This window comes from Caballeronia sp. LjRoot29 (genome assembly GCF_964252755.1).
Lineage (GTDB): Bacteria > Pseudomonadota > Gammaproteobacteria > Burkholderiales > Burkholderiaceae > Caballeronia.
In genome coordinates this window covers 1-26,698 of sequence record NZ_CAXUPU020000052.1, presented here as the reverse complement: position 1 = coordinate 26,698, position 26,698 = coordinate 1, and the positions used below count along the sequence as shown (strand labels likewise).

Here is a 26,698-nt window from a genome sequence, read left to right as displayed (position 1 = left end):
ACCGTGCGCGCTTTGCTGCTACGTGAAGACAATCAGAACGGATATTGCTTGTAGTTGGTCTTGTCGACGTCCACCCAACCGGTGCCGCGCACGATGATGCCCTTGCCCGGACCCTTGGTGACCGTGACCTTGTTATAACCAACGAGACCCAGGTCCGTACCGTTCTCTACCGTCTTGCCATCGATCAGCATCTTCGCGACCTTGTTCATCGCGATACCAGCGAGCTTCGGATCCCAGAACGCAATGCCGTTGATCGCGCCGCTCTCCAGGAACTTGCCGGCTTCTGTCGGCAGACCCGTGCCGTACACGCAGATCTTGCCAATCTTGCCGGCCTCTTCCACTGCGCGTCCAATGCCGATCACGTCCAGCGACGACGACCCTTGGAAGCCCGTCAGGTCCGGATGTTTGCGCAGCACTTCCTTCGCAACCTGGTAAGCGCGTTCGCCATCGTTATTGGTTTCAAGTTTCGGCTCGACCAGATCCATCTTCGGGTACTTTTGCTTCGCATTGCCGATACCGCCATCCGCCCACTGAACCTGCGAACGGCTGCCAAGCGAGCCGACCAGCACCGCCCATTTGCCCTGGTCGCCCATGCATTTCGCCAGACGTTCATTCAGGCCGGCGCCGTACGCGGTGTTGTCGAAGGCTTCGATGTCGACCATCGTGTTCTTCTCGTTGTCCGCTTCATGCGTAACGACCTTGATGCCGCGATCCATTGCTTTCTTCAGCGCCGGTTCGAGGGTCGGCGGATCGTAGGGAACGACTGCGATCGCCGTGACTTTCTTCGCGATCAAATCTTCGATGATCTTCAGTTGTTGCGCAGCGTCCGCGCGTCCCGGTCCGGTCTGATATGCGTTCACGCCGGGATTGTCCTTCGCGAATTCCTTCACGCCGTCGTCCATGCGGTTGAACCAGTTGATCCCCGTGACCTTCACCACCGTGACGATGGTTTGATCGGTCGCAGCCTGCGCGACAGCAATGGCTCCGGCCGCAAGCGTGACTGCGGTAAGCGCGATGGCGATTCGATTCAGTTTCATGCGTTGTCTCCGTTATGGTGTGTCTGTGATGCACATGAGGTGAAATTTTGAAGCTGACGAAACTTGGTTTATGCAGTCATGCCATGGGTGGCGCTGGTGTTTTTGGCGCCTTGGAAACAGGTGCTGCGCCGCCCAGCCCGAAGATCGCGCGCACGCGTTCTCCACCCGCTAACGCAAGCGATGCAAGCAGCAGGAAGCCCCACGCGCAATCGCCGAAGAACTGCGAGACGCCCAGCAAGTTGAACAGGCTCGACAGGAACTGGAGCACGGTCGCGGCCAGGAAAACGCAGATAATCCGCCCATAACCACCCGCCGGATTCACGCCGCCCATCACCGCGATCAGAATCGCGATCAGCAAGTACGAGTTGCCGTAATCCCACTTCGCACTCGACGTATGCGTCGCGCTGATCAACCCGGCGAGCGACGCGAGCACGCCGCACATGCCGTACGTGAGGATCAACATGCGGTCGCGCGGAATGCCGGCATAGAATGCCGCTTTCGGATTTGTGCCCATTAAATAAAGCCGCAATCCGAAAGGCGTGCGCTTCAACACCCAGCCGAGCAGCAACACGGTGGCCACGAAGATCCACAGCGAGATAGGCACTTGCAGGAAGGTGCCGTTGCCGATGTCGGAGAGGGCATCGACGTATTCCACCCGCACCGACGCACCATTGCTCAACACCACGGCAATGCCTGTGAACAGCAGCGACGTACCGAGCGTGCAGAGAATTGGCGTGAGTTTCAAACGCGCGATGATCACGCCGTTCATCAAGCCGCCAATCGCGCCGAGAGCCACGGTAATCACGCAGAACACGGCGGTGTAGAGCGACGGGGAGTTATCGGCGGAAACGAGCATGGGCAGCAGTTGTGCGGCCACCATGCCCGAGAGGTTCGCGAGCGCGACACCCGACAAGTCGATACCGCCATTACCCGAGACCATCGAAAGCATGATGCCAAGTGCAAGCAGGCCTAGTTCGGGCAACTGACTACCCATGGACTGGAGGTTGTCGATATCGACGAACTGGCCATGCGACAACGCGGTCGCGACGATCACGACCAGCAGGTTCACGCCGACAAGAAAATTCAGTTGCCGGTCGGCGAGCCATTTCGATGTATTCATCGAGGCGCTCCTCCGTTCAGGATTGATGAGCCGGCGCGCTGCCGGACTTCGCAGGCTCGGCAAGCACGGCTTCAATTTCAGCGAGCGTCGGCATGGACGGCGCGGTGCCGGCGCGCGTGACTGACAAGCTCGCCAGCGCGCAGCCGAAACGCACCGCGTCCAACGGGCTTTCGCCGCGTGCGAGCGCTGCAGCAAAGCCGCCGGTGAAGCCATCGCCGGCGCCCGCGGTCTCGACCACGCGGCCGCAATTGAAGGCCGGCACCAGCACCGATTGTTCCAGCGTATGCAGCAACGCGCCCGCCTCGCCCAGCGTCACGATTACCGCGCGCACGCCCTTTCCTAGCAGGACATCGGCGGCACGGCGTGCGTCGTCAACGGAGACAATCGGGATACCTGTCAGCGCCGTTGCTTCGGTTTCGTTCGGCGTGATGTAGTCGCAGAGCGGGAAGATGTCGTCGTCGAGCGGTAGCGCGGGCGCCGGATTGAACACGGTGGTCACGCCGTGACGGCGCGCGAGTTCAAGACCGCGTCGCGCAGCGGGAACGGGTTGTTCGAGTTGCGTCACGAACACGGCGGCGGTCGAGATATCGGCTTCTATCGCTTCGACGTCTTCGGGGCACAAGCGTCCGGCCGCACCTGCTGCAACGATGATCGCGTTGCCGCCCGTGGCATCGTCGACGAAGATATGCGCCGCGCCGGTTGCCACGCCATCGGTCGTGATCGCCCGCGCCGTGATGCCTTCGGCGGACCACGTCGAGCGTGCGATATCGCCGAACGCATCGGCGCCGAGGCGCGTGCAGAAGATCACGTCGGCACCGGCACGGGCAGCAGCCACGGCTTGATTCGAGCCCTTGCCGCCCGGTCCCATCGCAAACGCCGATCCGGCGATGGTCTCGCCCAGCAGCGGCATGCGCTCGGCGCGGAAGGTGAGATCCGTCACGTAGATGCCGAGGATGACGACACTGCGGTTCATCGCGTGCTCTCCGTACCGGACGCGGGCGCATCAGGCGCAAGGTTCACGCCCTTCTTGAAGATGAAGCAGCCGTACCCGCGCGCTTCGCCCGTCGCGATCACGCAATAGGCTTGCTTGGCGCGTTCATAGAACGCGAAACGTTCGATGGAAGCAAAGGGCGTCGCGCGACCTTCGGCGGCGTCCACTTCGGTCTGAGCTTCGCGTTGCACGGCAGGAAGCGCGTTGGCGTCGCCGACCACTTCCATGCGCTCGGCCGGATGATCGACGAAACTGTCCAGCGGCAACACCGACAACACCGCGCGGATCGCCCGCGGCGCATTCGCGCCATCGAGCCGAAGCACATGGCCGAGCACCGTTTGGCGCGCGACGGAATCAGCCGGAAAATTGGCGTCGCAGATCACGACTTCATCGCCGTGTCCCATTGCGGCCAGTGCGTGCAGCACGTCGGCGTTCAGCAGCGGATCGAGGTTCTTCAGCATTACGTCTCCTTCATGTTGAGCGTGCCTCGCTGTGTTGCGAGGTCATCGCTCATGAGTCTGTTTCGAACCCGTACGTCCTGGCGCTCAGTCTCCGTACGGGATCCAGATGTTCTTTACTTGCACTGCTTGCCGCAAGAACGGCAGGCCTTCGCTCGCGGCATCGAACCAGTCGAACACGCGGCCATAATCGACGAACGTGCGCTTCAGGTTGCCCACCGATTCACGCTCTGTCAGTGTCGATAAATCCGCGCCGCCGAAGCACCATAACGCGTCTACATCGTCGTGTTTCGCCAGGGTCGACGCCAACGCCTTACGCTCGCCGGTGACAATGTTCAACGCACCTGCCGGTACATCCGAGGTCTCCGCGACCTGATAAAAATCGGTCGCCATCATCGGGCACGTTTCGCTCGGCACGGCGACCACACGATTACCCAACGCAAGCGCCGGTGCGATCAGCGAGACGAGACCCAGCAACGGCGCTTCGTCCGGACACACCACGCCGATCACGCCGAGCGGTTCGTGCATCGCCAGCGCAACGCCTCTGAGCGGCGGCGAATGCACCGCGCCATCGAACTTGTCGGCCCACGCGCCGTACGTGAACAAACGCGTGATCGATGCTTCCACTTCACGCTCGGCATCGGCGGCAGACACGCCCGTCCGCGTCACAAGTTGCTTCGCGAATTCATCGGCCCGTGCCGACAAATTCTCCGCGAGGTAATACAGCACCTGTGCGCGGTTATGCGTGCTGGCTTGCGACCACTTTTCAGCGCTGCGCGCAGCGGCGACCGCGTTACGTACGTCCTTGCGATTACCCTCGCCCACTTCGCCGACGATCATCCCCGACGGCGCATGCACGAGCCGCGAATAACCGCTGTCCGGCCGAACCTGCTTGCCGCCGATAAACAGCTTCGCGGTACGGTCGAGCGCGCTGACGTTATTCGTGGCAGCTTCGAAAGAGGAAGGCTGCGCAACTCGCTCGCCAGGCGCGGAGCGAACGGCCAGCTTAGTCCACGCACGCGGCTTCAGATACTCGTAAATCCCCTCGCGTCCGCCTTCACGCCCGAAGCCCGATTCGCGATACCCGCCGAAGCCGACACCGGCGTCGAAGAGATTGGTCGCGTTGATCCAGACCACGCCGCATTGCAGGCGCGGCGCGATATCCAGCGCACGACCAATCGTCTCGCTCCACACGCTCGCGGCCAGCCCATAGCGTGAATGATTCGCTAGCGCGACCGCTTCGTCAGGCGTGCGAAAGCTCATTGTCACCAGCACCGGCCCGAATATTTCCTCTTGCGCGAGCGTGGACGCGGGCGCGACATTCGTCACCAGGGTAGGCGGATAAAACGCGCCTTCCTCGGGCATCCGAAGCCCTTTGGGCTGATGAATCTCGCAGCCTTCCTGCACACCGCGCTCAACCAGCGAACGAATGCGTTCGAGTTGCACGGTATCCACGATCGCACCCAGATCGATGCCCTTGTCGAGCGACGGTCCAACGCGCAGCGTGTCCATGCGGCGTTTCAATTTATCGATGAAGCGCTTCTCAACCCCTTCCTGCACCAGCAGCCGCGAACCGGCACAGCAGACCTGGCCCTGGTTGAACCAGATTGCATCGACGACACCTTCCACGGCGCTGTCGAGATCGGCGTCATCGAAGACGATGAACGGCGACTTGCCGCCGAGTTCAAGCGTGAGCGACTTGCCCGAGCCCGCAGTCGCGACGCGAATCTGCCGGCCCACTTCCGTCGACCCGGTGAACGCAATCTTCGCCACGCGCGGGTGATCAACCAATGCAGCACCCGTGCGCCCATCGCCCGTGACCACGTTCAGCACGCCGGCAGGCAAGCCTGCACGCGCGGCCAATTCGGCGAACAACAACGCGGTCAGCGGCGTATATTCCGCGGGCTTCAGCACGACGCAATTACCCAATGCAAGCGCCGGTGCGATCTTCCACGAGAGCATCAGCAGCGGAAAATTCCACGGCACGATCTGGCCGATCACACCCAGAGGCGCCCAGTCGGCGAACTCGCGATCCTGCAACTGCGCCCATCCAGCGTGATGCAGAAAATGCCTTGCTACAAGGGGGATATCGATGTCACGCGACTCGCGAATCGGCTTGCCGTTGTCCAGCGATTCGAGCACCGAAAACAAACGCGCATGCCGCTGCACCATGCGCGAGAGCGCATACAAATGCCGCGCGCGGCCCGCGCCGCCCAGCGCTTGCCACGCAGGCAGCGCTCGATGCGCAGCATCGACGGCCGCGTCGATATCGGCGTGATCGCCCTGCGCGATGCTCGCGATCACGCGTCCGGTGGCCGGTTCCAGCGAGTCGAATTGCTCACCGGCCGATGGCGCGCGAAAGGCGCCGCCGATGAAATGGCCAAAGCCCGTTGCATGTTGATCCAGCCAGGCGCGCGCGGCGCCGTCGTCTTCCGGTGCAGGTCCGTAATCCATCGAGGTGAAGTAGTCGGCTACGCTCATGGGGAGCTCGTGTAAGAGAGGGTGCGGTGCGAAATCAAGCAAGCAGATCAGGCAACCGGATGTCGATGGAAAGCCGAATAGCGGCCGGTGACGTGATGCTCGAGCTGACGTTCGATATCGGCGAGAAGGCTTGATGCGCCTATGCGGAACAACTCCGGTTCGAGCCATTCGCGGCCAAGTTCTTCCTTCATCAGGATCTGGTATTCGAGCACCGACTTGGCGGTGGACACGCCGCCTGCTGGTTTAAAGCCGATCATCACGCCGGTCCGCTCAAGGTAATCGCGGATCATGCGCACCATGACGAGCGAGACGTCGAGCGTGGCGTTGACGCCTTCCTTGCCGGTGGACGTCTTGATGAAATCCGCGCCGGCCATCATGCAGACCATGGACGCCTTGGCGATGTTCGATAGCGTGCGGATGTCGCCGGTCGCGAGAATCGCCTTGATATGCGCCGGGCCGCAGGCAGCGCGGAAGTCGCGCATTTCGTCGTAGAGCGCTTGCCAGTTCCCGGTGAGTACGTGTTCACGCGTGACGACAATATCGATTTCCGCCGCGCCGTCTTTCACCGACGCCTCGATTTCCTTCAACTTCAGCGGATGCGGAATGAGACCTGCTGGAAAGCCCGTGGAGACGGCCGCGACGGGAATGCCGCTGCCTGCGAGCGCGGCGACCGCCGTGCCGACGAAGCGGTGATACACGCACACGGCGCCGGTCTTGATGGAGCCGGCCGGCATGCCGAGCGACTCAAGCAGGTCATCGCGAACCGGATGGCGCGCTTTGGCGCACAGGCGCTCGACGCGGGCGGCGGTGTCGTCGCCATTGAGCGTAGTCAGGTCGATGCAGGTGATGGCCTTGAGCAGCCACGCAGCTTGCGCGTCTTTTTTAACCGCGCGGCGCGTGCCTAATGTGCCGACCCGCCGAGCGACGGCGGATTGGTTGACGCGCAGGCTGTCTACCCACGAGAGATCCAGCGGCACGCCAGAATTGCGCTGCTGCTCATGATGGGAGAGCGGTTTGCCGCGCAAGGAAACAACAGGTTGGGAAGCAACATCGAGCATGAGCATGGCCGGTTGTGCAGCGCACAACATTTTCCGGTTAATCGATGCATTATTCTAACACCTTGTTGTTACGATTATAACATTCGGGATTATACCGAGAGAGGCCTTTCGCCGGACTGAACCGGACTGAACACCAGCCAGATATGAAGGCTTTTTGTCTCCACGGTTAGAATTGACCCTTGAGCACCAATCGCTGTAAGAAAGCTGGACGACACCGCGGTCAAGGAGAACCCGATGGATGCATTGCCACCCGAAGAAACCATCCGCAGTGCCGTCGACCGGTCCGTAAGCCGTCTGCGCATGCAGCACGAGATCGCGGTGCAATTCGCGACGTCCGTGCTGCGCGTACACAGCGCGAACGTACTTCTCGATGAAGCGTGCAAGGCGGTATCGGCGGGATTGCATTCGCGCTTTGCCAAGGTGCTCCGCTATCAGCCCGAAAGCGAAACCTTCGTGCTGGAAGCCGGCGTCGGCTGGGACGCGGCGGATATCGGCACCACAGAGCTCGGCGCCGACGACGCCAGCCCTGCCGGCCATGCATTCGTCAGCGGCCGGCCGGTGTTGTCGAATCACCTGGGCACCGAGCATCGTTTCCGCACGCCCGAACTGCTGGCGCGGCACGGCATCAAGCGCGCCATCAACGTTCCCATTCGCGGCATTCCGGAGACTTTCGGCATTCTCGAAGCCGACAGCCCCGACGACGAAGACTTCACCGAAACCGATATCGTTTTCCTGGAATCGATCGCGAACGTCATCTCCATGAGCCGCGAACGGCTTGCTGCGGAATCGCAGAGCGGCGCCGACGAGCTGTTCTCCACCAGCGTGCTGAACGCGAGCACGGACTGCATCCAGGTGCTGTCGCTGGATGGCGGTGTCGAATTCATGAACGACAACGGGCTGGCAGCGCTAAGCATTGACGACTTCGCGGAGGTGGGCGGCACGCATTGCGCCGACCTGTGGCCCGACGATCAGCGCCCGAAAGTGCTGCAGGCGCTGGCGAAATCGGCCAGCGGCGAACCGGTGCGATTCGAGGGACCTTGCCCGACGCGTATTGGCGACGCCCGCTGGTGGGATGTATCGGTGGCGCCTATTCTTGATGTCGATGAACGCGTGAAGCGCATCGTGCTGACCATGCGCGATGTCACCGAGCGGCACGAGAACGAGGAGAAACTCGCGGCGCTCGTGTTGAGCCAGGAGACGCAATTGGGTAACTCCGCGCTGATGATGAAGGAGGTTCATCACCGGGTTCGCAACAGTCTTCAGCTTGTGCAGACGCTGCTTGCGCTGCAGGCGAATCTCGCCGGGGATAAATCGGTCGCCACGCATTTGCAGGCGGCCGCGACGCGCGTGCGCACGGTCGGGTCGGTGCATCACCGGCTCTATCAGGACGATGGCGCGGAAGCGACGGATGCGACTGGATATCTGCGCGGATTGACGGCCGATCTGGCTGAACTGACGGCGGGGCGGGAGGTATCGCTGGAAGGCGAGTCGATCGTGCTGCCCGCCGGGCGGCTCGCACCGCTCGGGCTGGTGACGGCGGAGCTTGTGACAAACGCGCTGAAGTATGGGCGCGGGACAGTGCGCGTGAAGCTGGAACGGTCCGAGGCCGGCGTACTGCTGACCGTGGAGGATGAGGGCGACGGTTTTCCTATCGACTTCCCGAAACCGCAAGGGACAGGGCTTGGTATGCGGCTTGTGACGACCTATGCGGGCAAGGGCGCGGGCGCGGTTACTGTCGACAGGTCGGTGCCGTTCAGTCGGATTCTGGTGAGGTTTCCGGCGGGGTGAGGGTGCTTGCCCCTCACCCCCCCTTCTTCCCCCGCAACCGCTCGACCAACTCGCCCGGCACATTCCAGTCCCGCAAAATTGCGTCGGTATCCTGCCCCGGACTCGCGGGCGGGGAACTCACCTCCGGCATCGTGCGGCTAAACCGCGGCGCCGGGGCCGGTTGCTTCACGCCCTCCACGTCGATAAACGTCCCCCGCGCCCGGTTATGCGCATGCTCCGGCGCCTCGTCCATATCGAGCACGGGGGCAAAACACACATCTGTCCCTTCCATCAATTCACACCACGCCGCTCGCGTTTTCGTCGCGAAAATAGCCGCTATTTTCGTCTTCAGCAGCGGCCATTGTTCGCGGTCCATCTGGGTATCGAAGGCTGCATCGTCAATATCGCAAAGCTTCAGCAACAACGCATAAAACTGCGGTTCGATGGCCCCGACCGACACGAATTTGCCATCCGCACACGCGTAGGTATTGTAGAAATGCGCGCCGCCGCCAAGCATGCTCGAGCCTCGTTCGCCCGTCCACGCGCCGAACGCCTTATAGCCGTAGATCATCGCGCCGAGCAGCGCGGAGCCTTCGACCATCGCGGCATCGATCACTTGGCCCTTGCCCGATCCGCGTGTTTCCATCAGCGCGCACAACACACCAAACGCGAGCATCATGCCACCACCGCCAAAATCGCCGAGCAGATTCAGCGGCGGCACCGGCGGTGCGTCGCTGCGCCCGAACTCGTGCAGCATCCCGCTCATCGCGATGTAATTCAGATCGTGCCCCGCAGTCTTGGCGAGCGGTCCATCCTGCCCCCAGCCCGTCACGCGGCCGTACACAATTTTCGGATTGCGTTCCAGGCACACGTCCGGCCCAAGACCTAGCCGCTCCATCACGCCAGGGCGAAAACCCTCGATCAACGCATCGGCTTGAGCAACAAGATGCAAGACCAGCTCACGTCCCTCCGGTTGCTTGAGATCCAGCGCGAGCGAGCGGCGTCCGCGCGCCATCACATCGAATTTCGTGCCTTGCATGGGATACGGCGTCGCACCGCCAGTCGGCTGACGATCTATGCGGATCACTTCCGCGCCCATGTCGGCGAGCATCATGGCGGCGAACGGACACGGCCCGAGCCCAACCATCTCGACGATGCGAATACCCTTCAGCGGCCCGCTCATCGCAACGTTCCATGCAATGAACCCGAGCCCCGCGACACATGAATTCCAGAAGACTTCATATTGGCTTCCCCTAGCGGAAAAGGTTGTTCGAGACCAGCGTTTCCCTTTAGCGGCTGATTTCCGGATGCTCTTCAATCCGAGAAACTCTACATTAGCGGACCCAAACGTCTCCAGCTTACGTTTAATACCGCGCCCTCGCGCCAATGTCCCCATTTATCTTTTCTAGCCGGGTACGATTGAATAGAATTGAAGAACAATGAATTGACTCGAATGCTGCTCGTGCAGCACGAAGACCAGGCGGTCCGCGATCATATCCATGGGAGTCTGCTAATGAGTCTTCAGGAAATAAAACGAGCGGGCGTAAGTGCCGCTTGTGCTCTTCTTTGCGTGTGTGCAACAGCAACAGCGCAGGCTCAGTCGGCCAGCAGCGCAATCGCGGCATCCGGGAGAACGGAGGATGTGGCGCCAATCAGTATCGTGGTGACGCCGGGTTTCACTGGCGACGATCCGGCCGCCGTCAGGGACGCGCTGGCGCGCAAATTCACCGACAGCAAGACTCGCACATTCACGCATCGCGTAGAAGATCTGATCAACGATGCGTTGCCAAAGACGCTGCACGACTCCGCGCTGATGGACGCCAAGCTAAGCCGCGATCTCGCGTTCATGGTGCCCGCGCCATTTGGCATTCGCTACCGGTCGAAGGTCCACGTCATGACGGTCGACGTGGGTTTATCGGACTCTGATCACCCCGACACGATCGTTCTCAAGAAGACTATTACCGGGCCCCGTGGCCGGAAGCTGGTGGTTGAATCGGAAGCGAAGTCAAAGGGCTTTATACAGAACATCGATATCGTCGAACTGGATCCCGTCAACAAGCACAACAAGACGACGGTCCATGGACGCTTCGTCCTATCGCCGGAGGCGTTTGCGGAGGAAGACGGCGATCTCGCGCTCGTGCTGATCTGTCGCGTGGTGCCGCCTTATCTGACGCAAACCAAGGACCATACCGACCCGAGCAACGAGGAGCCCACCGACATCACCACACGCACGGCAACGCTGCATGCGAATGTCGGCGATATCTGGCTGATCAATCGCGAGAAGGGCATCGTGCTGGCTAAGGGACTGCATTTGGTGAAATAAGCGCGGCGATATTTTTAAGCGTTTGGCATGCCGTTCTAAACAGCTAAGCGCCGCCGCGCTGATTCTCTTTTAGCTCAACAGCAACGCACCAAGCTGACCACGAAGCCGGTCAGTCGCCGGCGTCATCGGCGCACGAAGTTCTGGACGAATCATTCCCAAGACATCGAGCGCGCATTTCACGGGTGCCGGATTAGGCTCGGCTACAAGCGCTTGTATGAGCGGCACCAGCCGATGAAACCGCGCACGCCCTTCATCAATACGCCCAGCCTTGATGTCGTTATAAACCGCAACGAAATCAGCAGCGCGCACATGCGCACTCGCCGCGATCGCACCGTGACCGCCAAGACATAGCGTATTGAACATATTCAGGTCTTCACCCGCCAGTACTGACAAACGTCCATCGAGGATCAGCGCAAGCGTTGTTTCAAGCGATCCGGCGCAATCCTTGATCGCATGAACGTTCGGATGACCCGCGAGCGTCAACAGGGTCGCGAGGTCCAGACTCACTCCCGTTCGATACGGAATGTCATAGACAACCAAAGGAACCGCGCTGGTATCGGCGAGGTTGATGAAGTGGCTTATCAAGCCGGCTTGCGAGGGTCGAACATAATAAGGCGCAGGAACCAGCAAACCGGCAATGGGCAATTCGTTCAAGCGCAAAGTCCGCTCGCGAAGCTCCACGGCGTTGTTCCCAGCAAGTCCCACTACAACCGGTAGATGCGCGGCTTCATCGAGAATGGTGGTCAGCACTTCAGCCTGCTCGCCGTGATCGAGCGACGAAGGTTCGCCCGTTGTTCCCAGCGCGACAAACCCTGCTACCTTGGCTTCAACGTAAGACCTCACCAGTCTTCGCAGCGCATCGTGATCGACTCGGCCGTTCTCAAACGGCGTGACCAGCGGAATCCAGATACCCGAAAAAATCGACATTCCATACTCTCCTGTTTGACCGACAAAAACCGTCAGAGTGTCGGAAAACAGGGATGAGAATGGCCAGCCGCGTCGGTTCCGTCACACCTGACGGAACAGCGCTCCGGTCAGATGAGCGACGGTTTTTTGCTTTTGGAACCCGCATGCGCAACGTGTCGGATCACGATTAAGTGATCTCCGGCCATGTGCGCAGTGTCGTGATGCGAGTTCATGAAGAATAGTTACCGTGACAGCTTGCTGAATGTGTTCGATGAAATGAAAAAACGCTTGATGAACGACTACTCGAAAGCCGTGCGTTTTCGCGGCATGAGTTCCCAACCCAACGTCGTACCGGCGGCCGCCAGCAGGATCAACACGGCACCGACAATCTGCAGCCATCCTAAGCGTTGTCCGAACGCGACCCGATCCACAATGATCGCCACAACCGGATAGATGAAAGACAACGCGCCCGTCACCGCGGTCGGTAATTTCTGAATGGCGCCATAAAGCAGCACATACATGATGCCGGTATTGACCACGCCGAGCACAACGAGATCGGCCCAGTGATTCGGCGTCGAAGGCGGATGCTGGAAATCGACAAACGGCGCCAGCACGATGATGCCAAGCGCCACGTGCAACAGCGCAATCAAATGAGGCGGCGTTCCCTTGAGCTGCTTGGTCACGATCGAACAAATCGCGTAGAGAAATGCCGCGCCGAGCGCATACCCAATCCCTTCTATATATTCACCGGGCTTGGCCAACACCGCAGGCTCCACGCGCACGACCAGCGCGAGGCCGACAAACGCGACACTGAGCCAGAGAATCGTACGCAAGGTAATTCGTTCGCGAAACACTATGGCGCCAAGCAGGACGAGCATGAACGGCTGGGTGTTATAGACCGTGGTCGCCATCGATATGGACGCTCGCGAATAAGCCGCAAACAGCAGCACCCAGTTGCCGACAATGGTGACGCTGCCGAGCGCCACCAGTCCGAGCATGCGCCACGAAAACAAGTTTTTGCGCAGCATGCCTTTTAACGCGCAGATCACGAGCAGCGTTGCCGCGCCGAACACGCAACGGATAAACACCACGTTCAGCGGCGTTTGTTGCGACGACACGACGAGCCAGCCGACCGTGCCGGAGATCAGCATCGCAACACTCATTTCTATGCAGCCAACGCGCATTTCCCTCGAGCTCATCGCCTCGCCTTTCATGTGGTGCCAGCTCAATCCGTCTAGTTAGTCTAGTAGTGCGGCAAGCTGGATTCCATGTGTAAAATAAGCGGACATCGACGTTTTAACTTCAAATCGAAGGTCCATTTGAAGAATCGCCTTTCTTCCCCGCCGGGTCCAGTTTTACTCGACCAGACCGATCGCGAATTGCTGGCCGTCCTATCCGAAGACGGCCGTATCGCGATGAGCGAACTTGCGCGCCAGATTGGTTTGTCAGCGCCAAGCACTGCCGAGCGCGTGCGCCAGCTCGAAGCGCGTGGCGTGATCCAGGGCTTCGGAGTCAAGCTCGACCCGCGCGCGCTCGGGTACACGCTTCAGGCAATCGTTCGGGTCAAGCCTCTGCCGGGGCAACTGCACCTGGTTGAAGAAGCCATCCGCCGCATTCCTGAATTCGTCGAATGCGACAAGGTCACCGGCGACGACTGTTTCGTGTGCCGGCTCTTTCTCAAGACCATCGAACAACTCGACGAGATTCTGTCGAAGGTCGCAGAGCGAGCCGAGACAAGCACGGCGATCATCAAGTCAACGCCGGTCGAACGCCGCTTACCGCCCCTGGATTGAACGGCGCGCCGGGACGTTCAACTTGAGCGAGTTCACCGCGTCCTGCAGACAATCCAGCAGCAACGAAGCGGCCGGCGTCAGTGGACTGTCGCGGCGAGTCACTACGCCAATTGCTACCGGTGGCGGCAGGTTGACGATAGGCAACACGACGATACCCTCGCGCACCCACGGCTGATCTAGCAAAGGCTCGGGCAACACGGCAACGGTATCCGAGCCGCGCAGCAACCCGTGCGCAATCACGAAGCTCGGGCACTCGATAATTTTCTGCGGCACTGGCAAACCGTTCGCGGCAAAGAAATCGAGCAGGCCGCGTGTCGAGCTTTCGGGCGACGGATTCAACAACCATTCCGCATCGACGAGTTCAGCCAGCGACGTACAGTGCGCCAGCGGATGATCTTGCCGGGCCACGACCACCGAACCGATCTTGTATAGCTCGATGTAATCGAACCCGGGATCCAAGTGCTGCGGCACGACCACCGCCACCACGAAATCAAGTGTCCCGTCACGCAAACGTGGCAATGCAACGCCCGGAAATCCTTCGATAAAACTCACCCGCGCGTGCGGCATCTTCTTTCGAAATGTACTGAAGGCTTTCGGCAGGATCGATAACGCCGCGGTCGGCGTGATGGCAGCCGCCACGCTGCCGGTCACCGCGCCTTTCATATGTTCGATATCGTCTTCCGCGCGGCGCATCTCGCTGACCACCATCTGCGCCCGGATCCTCAATTGCGAGCCGAACGCCGTCAACTGCACGCCGCGCGCCGTGCGCAAAACCAGCGGCACGCCCAAGTCTTGTTCGAGTTCTTTTAACGCCTTCGTCAATGCCGCCTGCGACAGGTGCAGGCTACGCGCCGCCGCGCGAATGCTGCCCTGCTCGGCCACGGTGAGGAACGCGCGCAACTGGTGGTATTTCATTGGAAACTCAAGGGTTAATACCGACAACTAACGGTAGTCACAAATTAAATTAACTGTCTTTTGGTTTTCTTTGTGACTTTATATGCTTGACCGCAGGCAGTCACGTTGAATCCGTCACGCTGAATATCGAAACGTATTAAGGATTAAGGAGTTAGTCATGCTGTCAGTCGATCCCGTCATTCCCGGAATTGCAGCCATCGCGCCGGACCTCATCGCCGTGCGGCGCCAGATCCACGCCAATCCGGAACTCGCGTTCCAGGAGCGCGCGACCAGCGACCTCGTCGCCAGCCTGCTTACGCAATGGGGCTACGACGTGACGCGCGGCCTCGGCAAGACAGGCGTGGTCGGCGTGCTGAAAACAGGCGACGGCAGCCGGCGCATCGGCCTGCGCGCCGACATGGACGCGTTGCCTATCGAGGAGGCGACCGGCCTTCCCTACACGAGCGCGGTCCCGAAGACCATGCACGCCTGCGGTCACGACGGCCACACCGCGATGCTCCTGTGCGCCGCGCGCTACCTCGCGGAAAGCCGGCAGTTTTCCGGCACGCTGACGCTGATCTTCCAGCCCGCTGAAGAAAGCTACGGCGGCGCACGCGCGATGATTCAAGACGGTCTCTTCGAGCAGTTTCCGTGTGACGCCGTATTCGGCCTGCACAACATGCCGGGCTACGAAACGGGCGGCATGAACTTCTGCACCGGCCCCGCGATGGCTTCAGCCGACCGCGCGACCATCGTGCTGCGCGGCGTGGGCGGGCACGGCGCGCTGCCGCATCTGTCGCGCGACCCGATGCCCGCCGTGGCCGGCATCATCCTCGCGCTGCAAAGCATTGTGGCGCGGGAAATCGACTCGCAGAAGTCGGCGGTGATCTCGGTGGGCAGCGTGAAAGCCGGCGATACCTTCAACGTGATTCCTCAAACCGCCGAGATGAAATTGTCGATCCGCGCGCTCGACCCATCGGTGCGCGATCTCTTGCGGCAACGCATTACGACGCTCGTGCATGCGCAGGCGGCGTCGTTCGGGGTGGAGGCGGAGATCGACTATGAATGGGGTTATCCCGTGCTCGTCAATCATCCGGAACCGACCGCGTTTGCCGCTGAAGTCGCGCAGAAGATGCTCGGTACGCAACGCGTGGACACGCAGGCGCATCCGCTCATGGGCAGCGAAGACTTCGCGTTCATGGCCGAGGTCGTGCCGGGCGCGTACGCGTGGATCGGCAATGGCGTAGAGGGCAAAGGAAGCTGCATGGTCCACAACCCCGGCTACGACTTCAACGACGACATTCTCGCGATCGGCGCGAGCTACTGGGTGCGCCTGACCGAAGCGTACCTGGCCGACTGAATCGTACCTACCTATTCCCCACCTGCAGCACGCACCGTGTATCGAGAGAAAACATGAGCATTCCTACCGTATCAAGCCTCGACGTCGCGCCCGGCGCTGCGCTGGGTCAGCGCAAGCAAAGCCGCGTGCGGCTCGTCACCGCGGCGGCAGTGGGCAATGCACTGGAGTTCTACGACTTCACGGTCTATGGGTTTTTCGCGCTGCTGATCGGCAAGCTGTTCTTCCCCGTTCAAGATCCGGTCGGACAGTTGCTGCTGGCGGTCGCGAGTTTCGGCGTGGGCTTTTTCACGCGGCCCGTGGGCGGGCTCGTGATCGGCATGTACGCGGATCGCGCAGGGCGTAAGAAGGCGATGGTGCTCACGCTCGGGCTGATGGCGGTCGGCACGGCGATGATCGCCGTCGCACCAACCTACGGGCAAGCGGGATTCCTGGGGCCCGTCATCCTGGTGATCGCGCGGCTCATTCAAGGATTCTCCGCAGGCGGCGAAGTGGGGGCGTCGACTACGCTGTTGCTAGAACAAGCGCCGCCGAACCGGCGTGGTCTGTATGCGTCGTGGCAGTTCGCGAGTCAGGGGCTGGCCGCGCTTGCGGGTGCGTTGACCGGCGTCGCGCTGACGGCATCGCTTACGACCGCGCAACTCGAAAGCTGGGGATGGCGCGTGCCGTTTCTCATCGGCACGTTGATCGTTCCGGTCGGCTGGTGGTTACGCAAAACGCTCGAAGAAGAGCCGATGCACACGCCCAAGCAAAAGGCGCCGAAGCTGCCTCTGATCGATGTACTCCGCGATCATCAGCGGGCTGTGTTGACAGGTCTCGGACTGACGATTGCGGGGACATCGGCGCATTTCATTATCGTCTTCTATCTGTCGATCTACGCCGTCAAGACGCTCGGCCTGCCGCCGGGCATCGCGATGCTGTCAGGTTGTGTATCGGGCGCGATCATCTTTGTGCTCGTACCGGTCGGTGGATATCTGACCGATCGCTTCGGGCGCAACACGCTTGCGCAAGTCTCGCGTGTCGTGCTGCTGCTCGCGATCTATCCAGCCTTCGTTGCATTGAACCGATGGCCCACGACCACCACGTTGCTCACGGTCGTCACGCTGCTTTCCTCGGTGCATGCGATCAACATTGGCGGCGTTGGCGCGATGCTCGGCGAGCTCTTTCCGCGCTCCGTGCGCGCAACGGGTGGCGCGGTGGTCTACAGCCTCGGCGTCGCGATCTTCGGCGGCTTCGCGCAATTCTTCGTGACGTCGCTGATCGTGGCGACCGGCAGTGTGCTCGCGCCGGCATGGTATGTGATCGGGTGTGGACTGCTGGGGGTGATCGCCGTCGCGTTCATGGATGAAAAGTCGCAGAAGGCGCTGGATTGAATTTCAGAGTCAAAGCAAAGTTTTCATTTGACCGCCGCAACTCTCCAAGCAATCGCTCTCGCTCGATGTGCGATTGCCGACAATCCCAACTGACGAAACGCAGCCGGGCGGCCGGCCACGCTTAGCGCGTCAACATGCGATACTTTTTATACCGCTACCCTGCCGTGTGGTTTAGCTGCTGCGCGGCTCTCGTCAAAAGGAACCTCATGTCATCCGCTAATACTCCCTCGTCCGCACCCGTCTGGTTTATCACTGGCTGTTCCACCGGCTTCGGCCGTGAGCTCGCACTGGCCGTCCTCGATAAAGGCTGGCGCGCTGTCGTAACAGCCCGTCAAACCAGCTCCCTTACAGAATTTAGCGAGCGCTATGGTGACCGCGCGCTGGTGCTAGAACTCGATGTAACGCACGCCAGTCAGATCAAACACGCGGTTGAAAAAACCCTGCAGAAATTTGGCCGCATCGACGTGCTGGTCAACAATGCCGGCTATGGCTACCTGAGCGCTATCGAGGAAGGCGACGATCAAGACGTGCGCGATATGTTCGAGGTCAACTTCTTCGGCCTCGCCGATACCATCAAGTCCGTCCTTCCCACAATGCGAGCGCAGCGCGCCGGGCACATCGTCAACATCACGTCGGTGGGGGGCCTGATCGGCAATCCGGGAAGTGGCTACTACGCCGCCACCAAGTTCGCGGTGGAAGGCCTGAGCGAGGCGTTGGCAGCCGAGACGGCCGATCTGGGAATCAAGGTTACAGCGGTCGAGCCCGGCCCATTCCGTACCGATTGGGCAGGACGTTCGCTGAAACAAACCAAAACCCCGATTGAAGCCTACGAGGCGGCCGCCGGCAAGCGCCGCGCCGCCATCTCGGCGGGCAGTGGCAAGCAGGCAGGCGACCCGGCGCGCGCGGCCCTGGCGATCATCGCCGCGGTGGAGTCGCCAACCCCTCCGGGTCATCTGATCCTGGGCAGCAACGGCCTGGAGCGAGTCAAAATCAAGCTGGACACCCTGCGCGCCGAAATCGCCGCATGGGAAGCCACAACCATAGGCGCCGACTTCCCCAGCTAGGCGGACATGGGTGCGAGCGGCGCCGTGGCATCGGTGAGTCTCAACCGCTTGCACCAGTCGACGATGGCGTTAATCGCAGCCTGCTGGTCGCGAGAATAACCCCTGCCAGCACGATGATCCCCGCGAGAATGCCCGACAGCCGCATGAGCGCGGGTATCGGATCGGCTGACCAATGATGGTCCTGCACGAATACCATGATGAAGGCGATCGTGAATTGCCGGCCGATGTAGCTTGCTCCTTCGCGCCCCGTCTGCACGTGACATCCAATCCATACGCCGACAGACAACGCGAGCATGCACAGGACCGCTTGCCCGTGCATCAGGGGCAGCAGCGCTACCCCCAGCGCGCCGGCCAGCAGGCAGCCGGCCACGCGTTGCACCATCTTTTCGATGACCGGCTGTTGCGTGCTGCTTGCGGACAACCCTGCCGGCAAGACGAGCACCGCGATGGCCGTGACCATCGCCTGCGCGAAACCGGGCAGATTCAAGACGTAAGTCAGGACAGCCAGGATCACGATGGCCAGTGCGCCCTGCAAGCCGAGCAGCGTGCGAACCGGGCGCAATGTTTCCAGCGGCGGTGACGGATTTGAAGCGGCTGGCGCCCCGGATTCCCCCGGTTCGCGGGCGGTTGCAGACATCGATGACGACCGAGACTTCCCATACCACTTCGGCCCGAAATGAAACACGCTCGCCACCAGCAGGCAGGCAAGCGTTCCGACCGCGACCTCGGCGACCCGCAGCGTGGCAAACACCGCGGTCGATTGAACCGACACGAGCTTATGCGCTTCGTACGTCACCATCAACGCAGTCACGCCGCCCAAGACCCACGCGTGGGCCGCCCGGGTCCCGTTGGCGTAATACACCGCTACGCCGCCGATGATCCCCAATGCCGGCACGAACAACCACGGCCGGTCGCCTATCCAGGGACCCATCAAGGTTCCAAGCGCGGCGCCGGTCAGCGTGCCGATCAGTCGATGTGCAGCGCGCTGCACGGAGCCGGCGAAACTCGTTTGCATGACAGCGAAACCGCTGATTGCTGCCCACCACGTGTCAGAAAGATGCAGCGCGTTGGCGAGCGCGACCGAGAGCGCCACTGAGAGCATGGCTTCGGTCCCGAATGTCGCGCGCGCCCTGGAAGGTTTCCAGGCCGACAATTCGCGCCCGAGCGATAACACGGCCGCCCGGCAAGTCTCGAACAGCGTGCCGACAAGCGTCATCCGCGCCTCCATCTGGAAATTGAATCACCGCCTGCGCTTTCACTCCTCGCACGACAGTTTATTCCTGACGAGATGGCCGTTATTTCGCGTCGTGCTTGATCAGGAAAATCGACATCGCCTCGCGCAATGCCCGCGCTTTTTCGCGCAGGCCTGCGGAGGCTGAATCGGCTCCAGCCTATTCTCCCCCGGCCGTGGACGCTGCCCCGCGACTGGCATATTGCGCCGCGTCCGCATCCCACCCGCCGCCCAATGCCTTGTACAGCGCGACGAGATTCGTCGATACCGTCGCTGTGCTGTCGACCCATTGCTGCTCGTTCGTCAGCAAGGTTTTCTGCGCCGTCAACACATCGAGATAATTCGACAGGCCCCGGATATAGCGCTGGTTTGCAATATCAAGCGCGCGTTTTGACGCTTGCACGCTGGCATCCAAACGATCTCTACGACGCTGCTCCGCACTAAAACCAGTCAGCGCGTCATCGACTTCCTGAAACGCCGAGAGCACCGTCTTGCGGTAAGTAATCGCCGCTTCCTGCTGCTGCGCCTCCCTCAACGCAAGCGTCGAGCGCAGGCGTCCGCCCTCGAAAATGGGAATCGAAAGACTCGGCCCGGCGCTATAGCTGCGCGCGCCCCAGCTACCGAGATTCGTGAATTGCGTCGCCTGAATCGCGACGCTTCCCGACAGCGTGATCTTGGGGAAAAAATCCGCCTTCGCCGCGCCGATATTCGCCGTCGCCGCATGAAGCTGCGCTTCCGCTTCGCGGATATCCGGCCTGCGCCTCGCGAGCTCCGATGACAGCCCGATCGGCACGCGCGGCGGCACCACGAGCGCGTCCGGTGTCGCCTTCAACTTCGCCGCCAGCGCTTGCGGGAACTCGCCAAGCAGCACCCCAATGGCATTGATCAGCTTCGCTTCCTGCTGCTCCTCTTGCGGAATATCCGCCGCGTTCGACTCGGCCTGGCTTTGCGCGTTGGCAACATCGAGATCGGTAGCGAGCCCGTGTTTGGCGCGCTCGTTCGTCAACTGCACGGTGCGCTCGGCAAAGGCCAGGTTCTCGCGGGTGATGCGCAACTTTTGCTGCGTCCCTCTCAAGTTGAGATAGTCGCGGGCGACTTCCGCAGCCGTCGACACAATCGCGTCATGCCGCGCTTCATTTTGAGCATCGACGGTGGCGCTCGCGTTTTCCGCCGTGCGCCTCACGCGGCCCCAGAGATCGAGTTCCCACGATGCATCGAAGCCGTATTGATACAAGTTGAACGGCGGCAATGCGCTCGATGCAGCGCTTTGCGTCGGCACTCCGCCTTGTCGTCCGCCCAGCCCGTTCGTATCGGTCGCCGACGGTGCCCCGCTGCCTCCAAGCAAGCCGATGACGCCATCGGCGCTCTGCAATTCACGCGTGTACGACGCGTTGCCGTTCAGCGTAGGGAACTCATCCGCTTTCGCTTGCCCGAACTGCGCCCGCGACTCGGCGAGCCGCGCAGCCGCGACCTTGAGGTCAAGGTTGCTGTCCATCGCGCGCGTGACCAGCTCGGTCAGAAGCGGATCACCGAAACTGTTCCACCACAGCGGATCAATGGGCTCAGGCACCGTGACCGAACGAACGGCATCGGCATCGGCATCGGTAGTGGTGGCAGCCGGCGCGTCATTCCATTGCGCCGGCGTCTGCAAGGCGGGACGCTGGAAGTCGGGGCCCATCGTGCAGGCTGACAAGAAGACTACGAACGGAATCCATCGATAATCAATGCGCATTGACCTGTGCCCCCTTCGGCAGCTTCGGCAACAAGAAACAAATAGGTGCGAGTACGAGCGAGATCACGCCCAGCATGATGAAGACGTCGAGGTAACTCATGACCGACGCCTGCTGCTCGACCGTCGAGGCGATCGATCCCAGCGAGCTGACAAAACCGTTGTACGGCGTGATGTGCTCAGCGAGCCTCGCGTGATGAAACTGCTCCCGCCACGCAAGCTGCGTTGTCACCAGCGACACGCCGAAACTGCCGCCGAGATTACGCATCATGTTGATGAGCGCCGACGCGTTGTTGTTCTCTTTCGGCGGGATACCGATGAACTGCACGGTCGAAAGCGGAATGAAGAGGAACGGCAGCCAGATGACCTGATAAAGCCGCGACAACGATACGTCCCAGAAGCCGATGTTCAGGTCGAGACCCGACGTATGCAGCAACGCGACGCCGGTGCCGACAAGCGACATCATGACGAGCCATTTGGGCTGGAAAATCCGCCCGGTCACGATGCCCGCTATCGGCATGATGAAGAGCGTGACGAGGCCGCCGAGACCGAGCGTCAGACCGGCATTGGTGGCGTCATAGCCAAGCAGTTCTTGCGTGAATTGCGGCAGCATTTGCGTCGTGCTGTTGATGATGAAACCGAACGCGAACATCACGCTGCAACTAATGGCAAAAGCGCTCGACTTGAACAGCCGCAGGTTCACGATCGGCTGCGCGATGGTCAGTTCACGAATCACCAAGGCCACGAGCGCGACGCCCGAGATGACCGTGAAGAGGCAAATGAAATTCGATGAAAACCCGTCCTCGCGTTCGAACTTGTCGAGCACGATCTGCAGGCAACCGAAACCCACCGCCACGAGGAAGAAACCCAGGTAGTCGATTCGCAAGCCTTTATCGAGCAGCGCACGCCGTTCCTGCTGCACCAGCTTGCTGTCGCTCACGAACATCCACGTCAGCACCAGCGACACTATGCCAACGGGCAGGTTGATCAGGAACACCCAGTGCCACGAATAGTTCTCGGTGATCCAGCCGCCCAGCATCGGTCCAATAGCGGGCGCCGTGACGACCGTGAAGCCGTACAGCGCGAACGCCATCGCGCGTTTTTCGGGCGTGAAGGTATCGGCGAAAATGCTTTGCTCGACGGGCGCGAGGCCGCCGCCGCCCAGACCTTGAAGCACGCGAAAGACGATCATCATCGGCAACGATGTCGCGAATCCGCATGCCACCGAACTGATCGTGAACAGCAAGACGCAGAGCATGTAGAAACGCTTGCGGCCAATCACGTTCGCGAGCCATCCGCTGATCGGCAAGACGATTGCGTTGCTCACCAGATAGCTGGTCGTGATGTACGTGCTCTGGTCGAGGCTCGCGCCGAGACCGCCGGCAATATGCCGCAGCGCCACGTTTGCGATGGTGGTGTCGAGCACTTCCATGAAGGTCGCGATCGACACAATGACGGCGATCAGCCACGGGTTAAACGGCCCCGCCGCCGACCTGGGTAAGGCTGCAGGACCTGCATAGGTGGAGGCCATGATTACCGCACCGTCACGCGCGGGCTGACCGAGAGGCCGGGCGCGAGCGGCAGATGGCGCCAGTCGTCGCCGTCGAAGACGATCTTCACAGGCAGGCGTTGCACAACCTTCACATAGTTACCCGTGGCGTTTTCCGCGGGCAGGCTGCTGAAGACCGAGCCGGTCCCGCGCTGCAGGCTCTGAATGTGCGCATGCAGGACCTTGTCAGGATAGGCGTCGACGGTGACATCGACTGGTTGCCCCACGCTCATGTGAACAAGCTGCGTTTCCTTGAAGTTCGCGGTGACCCACATGTCGTCGGGAACCACCGCAACCAGCGCCTGCCCAGGCGTGACGTAATTGCCGAGGTTCACGGTGCGCCGCGTCACCTTCCCTGCTTGCGGCGCCAGCACTTCGGTGTAGCTCAGTTGCAGCTTCGCATTGTCGACATCGGCATGGTTCTGGCGAACCGACGCCAGCGCCGCGTCGATCTTCGTTTTCTGCGACGCAACCTGGGCCTCGCCTGCCTGCACCGCCTGTTTCGCGCTATCGAGCTTGGCGAACGCGCTCTTGGTGGTCGCTTGGCTTTGTTCCAGTTGCTGGCGCGTGATGGCAGCAGGATCGGTTCCCGTGTAGCGGGCGAGATCCTGTTTTGCCTGCGTCAGGTCGGCTTCCGCGACCCGCACTTGCGATGTCTGCTGCGCGAGGCTAGCCGTCTGATACAGCAAGTCAGCGCGCGCCTGCGCAACTTGCGCGACCGCATTCGCTTCTTGCGCTTCGGCTTGTTCGAGCTTCACTTCATAGTCGCGCCGGTCGATCCGAAGCAGCGGCTGGTCCTTCTCGACGTGCTGGTTATCGGTGACCAGCAGTTCGACCACCCGTCCGCTCACTTGCGACGCGATCTGGCTCTGATTGCTGTCGATGAATGCATCGTCCGTGCTTTCGTAGTGTCGGCTATGCAGCCAGTAGGCGACGCCCGCCACTACGCAGAGCAGCAGCACCGCCCCGCCGATGACCGTATTCAGGCGCTTGCGCCCCGGGCTCATGGGTTTCGACGTTTCCTGTTCCTGCCCTTTGGCTGCATCGGGCTGATCGCCATCGGCCTTGCTTTCGCCGGAGGGCGTGCTGTTTTCGCTTTCACTACCGGCCATTGCATTCTCCAAAATAATATTGAGATGCATTCTACAATAGAACGAAACGGTTCCGTTCTATTGAAAAAGCCTGCGATAATTCGCCCATGTGTTTTTCATGCAAGGAACAACAGTGGCGAGCCGGATCCTGAAAAATCCTGATGCAGAGGCGGCCTTCTGCCCGATCAGGTCGATGTTTTCGCGCAAGAAAGGCCGTCCGTCGAACGCAATGGCGGGAGATGTCGAAGAGCGGATTCTCGATGCCGCCACCGCGATGTTCCTTCAGAACGGTTTTGGCGGGACGTCGCTTGAACGCATTGCCGAGGCCGCGCGCGCGGGCAAGGCAACGCTCTACAGCCGCTACAGCGGCAAGGAAGCGTTGTTTTCTGCGGTCGTCACACGAAACTGCGAACGCAGCCTGCGGCTCGTGTTCGAAGCGCCGCAATCAGCGGCGCTTGCGCAACAGTTGGTATCGGTGACGCAAACGCTCGTCACGCGCTTGCTCAGCGACGAGGTGATTGGTCTGATCAGAATGGTGGTGGCGGATGCGCCGCGGTTTCCATCGCTGGCGAAATTGACGAGCGATGCCGGCAGGTCGCGCGCCATAGAAGCGGTGGCAACGATGATCGCAGAGCACTCCGGACGCACTCTTGAACCCTCGGCCAAGCGGAATTCGCGCGCTCTCGCGACCCAGATTCTTGACGCAATTGTCTCGCCGATGCTCATGAGAGCGTTGATGGGCGAGAGCCTTGATGAAGTCCGCGGCGACATCCGTACGCATGTGAAGCAGACGATCGCGCTTTTTGTGGCGGCGAATGCGCTGGATGCGTTCTTGTAGGGGCAGAGGGTCAACTAAGCGCGTATCTCTCTGCCGAGATACGCAGCGACCGCGTTTGTCACGGGCATGCCCGGCAATTCTTCCGGCGATGCCAGATGCGTCGCGATGATTTCACGATTATCGAGCCGCAATTCGGGCGTGTAATCGAGGTGCAGTTCAAAGAAATGCACCTGATCGCGACGCCCGTCCCAAATGCCGCTGGCGCTTCCCGCGGGGAGCAAGGTGAACGACGAGAGACCAATCTCCTCCTCCATTTCGCGCTGCGCCGCTTCATCAGGCGTCTCACCGGGATTGACACTGCCACCGGGCAAATTCCACTCGTCCCGGTACGATGATTTCACCAGTAACAGCGCCCGCCCGACGTAGATTGCTACCAGTGCGCCCTCGTGGCTGGGCCGGCGAAGATGCCACCAGACTCGGGCGAGTCGAAATCCAACGCGAAGCGCCATGCGCCAGACAGAGTCGATAAGCTTAGCTCGTCGCCCTCGCTCAAGGCTCGGCATGAGGTCTCTCTCCTTTCCTTTCATGTTCTTAGGCGCGTCCCAGTCAAAGGTTATTCGAATTTATTTAGGTTTGCTAATCTGAATTTTTCTTTGCTTTAGAACTGCTGAGATCGACCTTCCCGAGTAGACGCGGTCGTTGATTTGCATCGAATTCTAACCCACCTGACGCTGTAATCCTGGGTAGGGATTCAGTGCTCGAAGACGGTCACGATGCTCATCTGAACGAGCACGCCCACAGTTCCATACTCGAGAAGGGGCACAAACACTTGACCTGCGCAAGATCACCCAGTCGATAACGAGAGCGATCGTTCGAACCCGGGTTGCATAGTTGCATACGTGACCGGGCATGGGACAATGACGCTGTCGATTGCAAAAGGCGTGGCGTGTGCGCAATCACACGCCTGCCCGAAACCCTCTAAGCTGCGATGGCGCCAGCACGTTAGGAGAAAAGTCTTCTTGCGGAACCGCCGAGCGCCCTTCCAGCCAACGAGAGTTGCCTGAGAAGCTATGGCCTATCGTGGGGCACTGGTGAGACAAGAGAAATCATCGGCTTCGCCGAAGCTCGTGAATTCAACACTGCAACGACAACCCAACGGTGCGAACCTGATCTTCATCGTGCAAGGTCACGAACGGCATACACCTACGTCGACCAATGGGCGAATTCGAAGAGCCTCTTGCAACCCAACGCCAGCTTCCGGAACTGAACGGGCAGCGGTTCCAGTCTGCCGGGCCACAAATCTTTGGCAGAATTAGCTGCCATTGAGCCTTCATGTGGACGAGGTTCCGTTGCTATCGTCTGTTAGTCTGCTTCCTAAAGTGCGCCTCTAACTTCTGGCATCCTTAGTTTTTCTGGCGCGTTGAATCTGCCCTTTTGATTCCACTAATCTCGGCTTGCATGTATGCATGCCCTTCTTAACGAAAGGTAGAGAGCGTCTTCGCGGATCCCGGAAGTGGTACCGCTCACGACTATTGCCTGTGGCCCGTCGTTGCAGCGCGTCCAATCTTACTTGTGATCGAGAAGAGCAAGCAGAACTTTGGCGGACGATCTGTGCCGTTCGCAGAACGAATGTCAGTAGCCAGATGCAGATCGGCTGATCGAATGGCGGCTTCAAAATGGAGGGCAAGTGGCCGGAAT

22 protein-coding genes are annotated in these 26,698 nt (G+C 60.7%); 7 read left to right on the top strand and 15 right to left on the bottom strand.

Going from position 1 to position 26,698, the window contains the following annotated elements; translation table 11 throughout:
* Positions 1-32: 32 nt before the first annotated feature.
* The 6 genes from ACSQ83_RS33590 to deoC form a co-directional block, all read right to left on the bottom strand.
* Complete coding sequence (locus ACSQ83_RS33590) at positions 33-1,037, bottom strand: autoinducer 2 ABC transporter substrate-binding protein (RefSeq protein ID WP_436231071.1); 1,005 nt, start codon at positions 1,035-1,037, stop codon at positions 33-35.
* Positions 1,038-1,113: 76 nt separating this feature from the next.
* Positions 1,114-2,157, bottom strand: a complete 1,044-nt coding sequence (locus ACSQ83_RS33585; RefSeq protein ID WP_436231070.1) for an ABC transporter permease — start codon at positions 2,155-2,157, stop codon at positions 1,114-1,116.
* A 16-nt stretch (positions 2,158-2,173) separates the two neighbouring features.
* Positions 2,174-3,130, bottom strand: a complete 957-nt coding sequence (gene rbsK, locus ACSQ83_RS33580) for a ribokinase (RefSeq protein WP_414951633.1) — start codon at positions 3,128-3,130, stop codon at positions 2,174-2,176.
* Positions 3,127-3,609, bottom strand: coding sequence for an RbsD/FucU family protein (locus tag ACSQ83_RS33575; RefSeq protein ID WP_414951632.1), 483 nt, complete (start codon positions 3,607-3,609; stop codon positions 3,127-3,129). The genes rbsK and ACSQ83_RS33575 overlap by 4 nt, the downstream gene beginning before the upstream one ends.
* Before the next feature lie 84 nt (positions 3,610-3,693).
* Entirely contained in the window at positions 3,694-6,087 is a 2,394-nt protein-coding gene (locus tag ACSQ83_RS33570) for an aldehyde dehydrogenase family protein (RefSeq protein ID WP_436231069.1), read from the bottom strand.
* Positions 6,088-6,134: 47 nt separating this feature from the next.
* A complete protein-coding gene (gene deoC / locus ACSQ83_RS33565; protein WP_414951630.1) occupies positions 6,135-7,145 on the bottom strand; it encodes a deoxyribose-phosphate aldolase in 1,011 nt (336 codons plus the stop codon).
* Positions 7,146-7,379: 234 nt separating this feature from the next.
* On the opposite strand from deoC, the gene ACSQ83_RS33560 reads away from it, so the two are divergent.
* Positions 7,380-8,933 (top strand): sensor histidine kinase, encoded by a 1,554-nt coding sequence (locus ACSQ83_RS33560; RefSeq protein WP_414951629.1) that lies wholly within the window; start codon positions 7,380-7,382, stop codon positions 8,931-8,933.
* A gap of 13 nt (positions 8,934-8,946) precedes the next feature.
* Here ACSQ83_RS33560 and ACSQ83_RS33555 read toward each other — a convergent pair whose 3' ends face one another.
* The gene (locus ACSQ83_RS33555) at positions 8,947-10,095 is read right to left on the bottom strand and encodes a CaiB/BaiF CoA transferase family protein (RefSeq protein WP_436231068.1); all 1,149 of its coding nucleotides are present in this window, start codon (positions 10,093-10,095) and stop codon (positions 8,947-8,949) included.
* 459 nt (positions 10,096-10,554) lie between these two features.
* Between ACSQ83_RS33555 and ACSQ83_RS33550 the strand changes: the two genes are divergently transcribed.
* Complete coding sequence (locus ACSQ83_RS33550) at positions 10,555-11,235, top strand: hypothetical protein (protein WP_414951627.1); 681 nt, start codon at positions 10,555-10,557, stop codon at positions 11,233-11,235.
* Positions 11,236-11,304: 69 nt separating this feature from the next.
* Here ACSQ83_RS33550 and dapA read toward each other — a convergent pair whose 3' ends face one another.
* Together dapA and ACSQ83_RS33540 are read right to left on the bottom strand one after the other, a co-directional pair.
* Positions 11,305-12,162, bottom strand: coding sequence for a 4-hydroxy-tetrahydrodipicolinate synthase (gene dapA / locus ACSQ83_RS33545; RefSeq protein ID WP_436231067.1), 858 nt, complete (start codon positions 12,160-12,162; stop codon positions 11,305-11,307).
* A 278-nt stretch (positions 12,163-12,440) separates the two neighbouring features.
* Positions 12,441-13,340 carry a DMT family transporter gene (locus ACSQ83_RS33540; RefSeq protein WP_436231066.1) on the bottom strand — a complete coding sequence of 300 codons (900 nt, stop codon included), beginning with the start codon at positions 13,338-13,340 and terminating at the stop codon, positions 12,441-12,443.
* A 120-nt stretch (positions 13,341-13,460) separates the two neighbouring features.
* Here ACSQ83_RS33540 and ACSQ83_RS33535 point away from each other — a divergent pair, with 120 nt between their 5' ends.
* Entirely contained in the window at positions 13,461-13,934 is a 474-nt protein-coding gene (locus ACSQ83_RS33535; protein WP_299713836.1) for an Lrp/AsnC family transcriptional regulator, read from the top strand.
* Here ACSQ83_RS33535 and ACSQ83_RS33530 read toward each other — a convergent pair.
* Positions 13,917-14,849, bottom strand: coding sequence for a LysR substrate-binding domain-containing protein (locus ACSQ83_RS33530; protein WP_414951623.1), 933 nt, complete (start codon positions 14,847-14,849; stop codon positions 13,917-13,919). The genes ACSQ83_RS33535 and ACSQ83_RS33530 overlap by 18 nt on opposite strands.
* A 157-nt stretch (positions 14,850-15,006) precedes the next feature.
* Between ACSQ83_RS33530 and ACSQ83_RS33525 the strand changes: the two genes are divergently transcribed.
* The 3 genes from ACSQ83_RS33525 to ACSQ83_RS33515 all read left to right on the top strand — a co-directional run bounded on the left by ACSQ83_RS33525 (position 15,007) and on the right by ACSQ83_RS33515 (position 18,622).
* Positions 15,007-16,188, top strand: coding sequence for a M20 aminoacylase family protein (locus ACSQ83_RS33525; RefSeq protein ID WP_436231065.1), 1,182 nt, complete (start codon positions 15,007-15,009; stop codon positions 16,186-16,188).
* Positions 16,189-16,241: 53 nt separating this feature from the next.
* Complete coding sequence (locus ACSQ83_RS33520; RefSeq protein WP_436231064.1) at positions 16,242-17,558, top strand: MFS transporter; 1,317 nt, start codon at positions 16,242-16,244, stop codon at positions 17,556-17,558.
* Positions 17,559-17,764: 206 nt separating this feature from the next.
* The gene (locus ACSQ83_RS33515) at positions 17,765-18,622 is read left to right on the top strand and encodes an oxidoreductase (RefSeq protein ID WP_436231063.1); all 858 of its coding nucleotides are present in this window, start codon (positions 17,765-17,767) and stop codon (positions 18,620-18,622) included.
* 40 nt (positions 18,623-18,662) lie between these two features.
* On the opposite strand, the gene ACSQ83_RS33510 is transcribed toward ACSQ83_RS33515, so the two are convergent.
* The 4 genes from ACSQ83_RS33510 to ACSQ83_RS33495 form a co-directional block, all read right to left on the bottom strand.
* A complete protein-coding gene (locus ACSQ83_RS33510; protein WP_436231062.1) occupies positions 18,663-19,838 on the bottom strand; it encodes an FUSC family protein in 1,176 nt (391 codons plus the stop codon).
* A gap of 175 nt (positions 19,839-20,013) precedes the next feature.
* Entirely contained in the window at positions 20,014-21,585 is a 1,572-nt protein-coding gene (locus ACSQ83_RS33505; protein WP_436231061.1) for an efflux transporter outer membrane subunit, read from the bottom strand.
* On the bottom strand, positions 21,575-23,113 hold the full coding sequence (locus tag ACSQ83_RS33500) for a DHA2 family efflux MFS transporter permease subunit (RefSeq protein WP_436231060.1): 1,539 nt from the start codon (positions 23,111-23,113) through the stop codon (positions 21,575-21,577). Before ACSQ83_RS33500 ends, ACSQ83_RS33505 begins: the two co-directional genes overlap by 11 nt.
* A 2-nt stretch (positions 23,114-23,115) precedes the next feature.
* The gene (locus tag ACSQ83_RS33495) at positions 23,116-24,243 is read right to left on the bottom strand and encodes an HlyD family secretion protein (protein WP_436231059.1); all 1,128 of its coding nucleotides are present in this window, start codon (positions 24,241-24,243) and stop codon (positions 23,116-23,118) included.
* A 97-nt stretch (positions 24,244-24,340) separates the two neighbouring features.
* Here ACSQ83_RS33495 and ACSQ83_RS33490 point away from each other — a divergent pair, with 97 nt between their 5' ends.
* The gene (locus ACSQ83_RS33490) at positions 24,341-25,060 is read left to right on the top strand and encodes a TetR/AcrR family transcriptional regulator (protein ID WP_436231058.1); all 720 of its coding nucleotides are present in this window, start codon (positions 24,341-24,343) and stop codon (positions 25,058-25,060) included.
* Positions 25,061-25,074: 14 nt separating this feature from the next.
* Here the strand turns inward: ACSQ83_RS33490 and ACSQ83_RS33485 are convergent, their stop codons facing one another.
* Positions 25,075-25,563, bottom strand: coding sequence for an NUDIX domain-containing protein (locus tag ACSQ83_RS33485; protein ID WP_414951614.1), 489 nt, complete (start codon positions 25,561-25,563; stop codon positions 25,075-25,077).
* Positions 25,564-26,698 lie beyond the last annotated feature (1,135 nt).

Excerpts from the sequence above, each read along its gene's own strand:
- ACSQ83_RS33590 (WP_436231071.1), bottom strand. The coding sequence starts at position 1,037 with ATGAAACTGAATCGAATCGCCATCGCGCTTACCGCAGTCACGCTTGCG.
- ACSQ83_RS33585 (WP_436231070.1), bottom strand. The coding sequence starts at position 2,157 with ATGAATACATCGAAATGGCTCGCCGACCGGCAACTGAATTTTCTTGTC.
- rbsK (WP_414951633.1), bottom strand. The coding sequence starts at position 3,130 with ATGAACCGCAGTGTCGTCATCCTCGGCATCTACGTGACGGATCTCACC.
- ACSQ83_RS33575 (WP_414951632.1), bottom strand. The coding sequence starts at position 3,609 with ATGCTGAAGAACCTCGATCCGCTGCTGAACGCCGACGTGCTGCACGCA.
- ACSQ83_RS33570 (WP_436231069.1), bottom strand. The coding sequence starts at position 6,087 with ATGAGCGTAGCCGACTACTTCACCTCGATGGATTACGGACCTGCACCG.
- deoC (WP_414951630.1), bottom strand. The coding sequence starts at position 7,145 with ATGCTCGATGTTGCTTCCCAACCTGTTGTTTCCTTGCGCGGCAAACCG.
- ACSQ83_RS33560 (WP_414951629.1), top strand. The coding sequence starts at position 7,380 with ATGGATGCATTGCCACCCGAAGAAACCATCCGCAGTGCCGTCGACCGG.
- ACSQ83_RS33555 (WP_436231068.1), bottom strand. The coding sequence starts at position 10,095 with ATGAGCGGGCCGCTGAAGGGTATTCGCATCGTCGAGATGGTTGGGCTC.
- dapA (WP_436231067.1), bottom strand. The coding sequence starts at position 12,162 with ATGTCGATTTTTTCGGGTATCTGGATTCCGCTGGTCACGCCGTTTGAG.
- ACSQ83_RS33540 (WP_436231066.1), bottom strand. The coding sequence starts at position 13,340 with ATGAGCTCGAGGGAAATGCGCGTTGGCTGCATAGAAATGAGTGTTGCG.
- ACSQ83_RS33530 (WP_414951623.1), bottom strand. The coding sequence starts at position 14,849 with ATGAAATACCACCAGTTGCGCGCGTTCCTCACCGTGGCCGAGCAGGGC.
- ACSQ83_RS33525 (WP_436231065.1), top strand. The coding sequence starts at position 15,007 with ATGCTGTCAGTCGATCCCGTCATTCCCGGAATTGCAGCCATCGCGCCG.
- ACSQ83_RS33520 (WP_436231064.1), top strand. The coding sequence starts at position 16,242 with ATGAGCATTCCTACCGTATCAAGCCTCGACGTCGCGCCCGGCGCTGCG.
- ACSQ83_RS33515 (WP_436231063.1), top strand. The coding sequence starts at position 17,765 with ATGTCATCCGCTAATACTCCCTCGTCCGCACCCGTCTGGTTTATCACT.
- ACSQ83_RS33510 (WP_436231062.1), bottom strand. The coding sequence starts at position 19,838 with ATGACGCTTGTCGGCACGCTGTTCGAGACTTGCCGGGCGGCCGTGTTA.
- ACSQ83_RS33505 (WP_436231061.1), bottom strand. The coding sequence starts at position 21,585 with ATGCGCATTGATTATCGATGGATTCCGTTCGTAGTCTTCTTGTCAGCC.
- ACSQ83_RS33500 (WP_436231060.1), bottom strand. The coding sequence starts at position 23,113 with ATGGCCTCCACCTATGCAGGTCCTGCAGCCTTACCCAGGTCGGCGGCG.
- ACSQ83_RS33495 (WP_436231059.1), bottom strand. The coding sequence starts at position 24,243 with ATGGCCGGTAGTGAAAGCGAAAACAGCACGCCCTCCGGCGAAAGCAAG.
- ACSQ83_RS33490 (WP_436231058.1), top strand. The coding sequence starts at position 24,341 with ATGCAAGGAACAACAGTGGCGAGCCGGATCCTGAAAAATCCTGATGCA.
- ACSQ83_RS33485 (WP_414951614.1), bottom strand. The coding sequence starts at position 25,563 with ATGCCGAGCCTTGAGCGAGGGCGACGAGCTAAGCTTATCGACTCTGTC.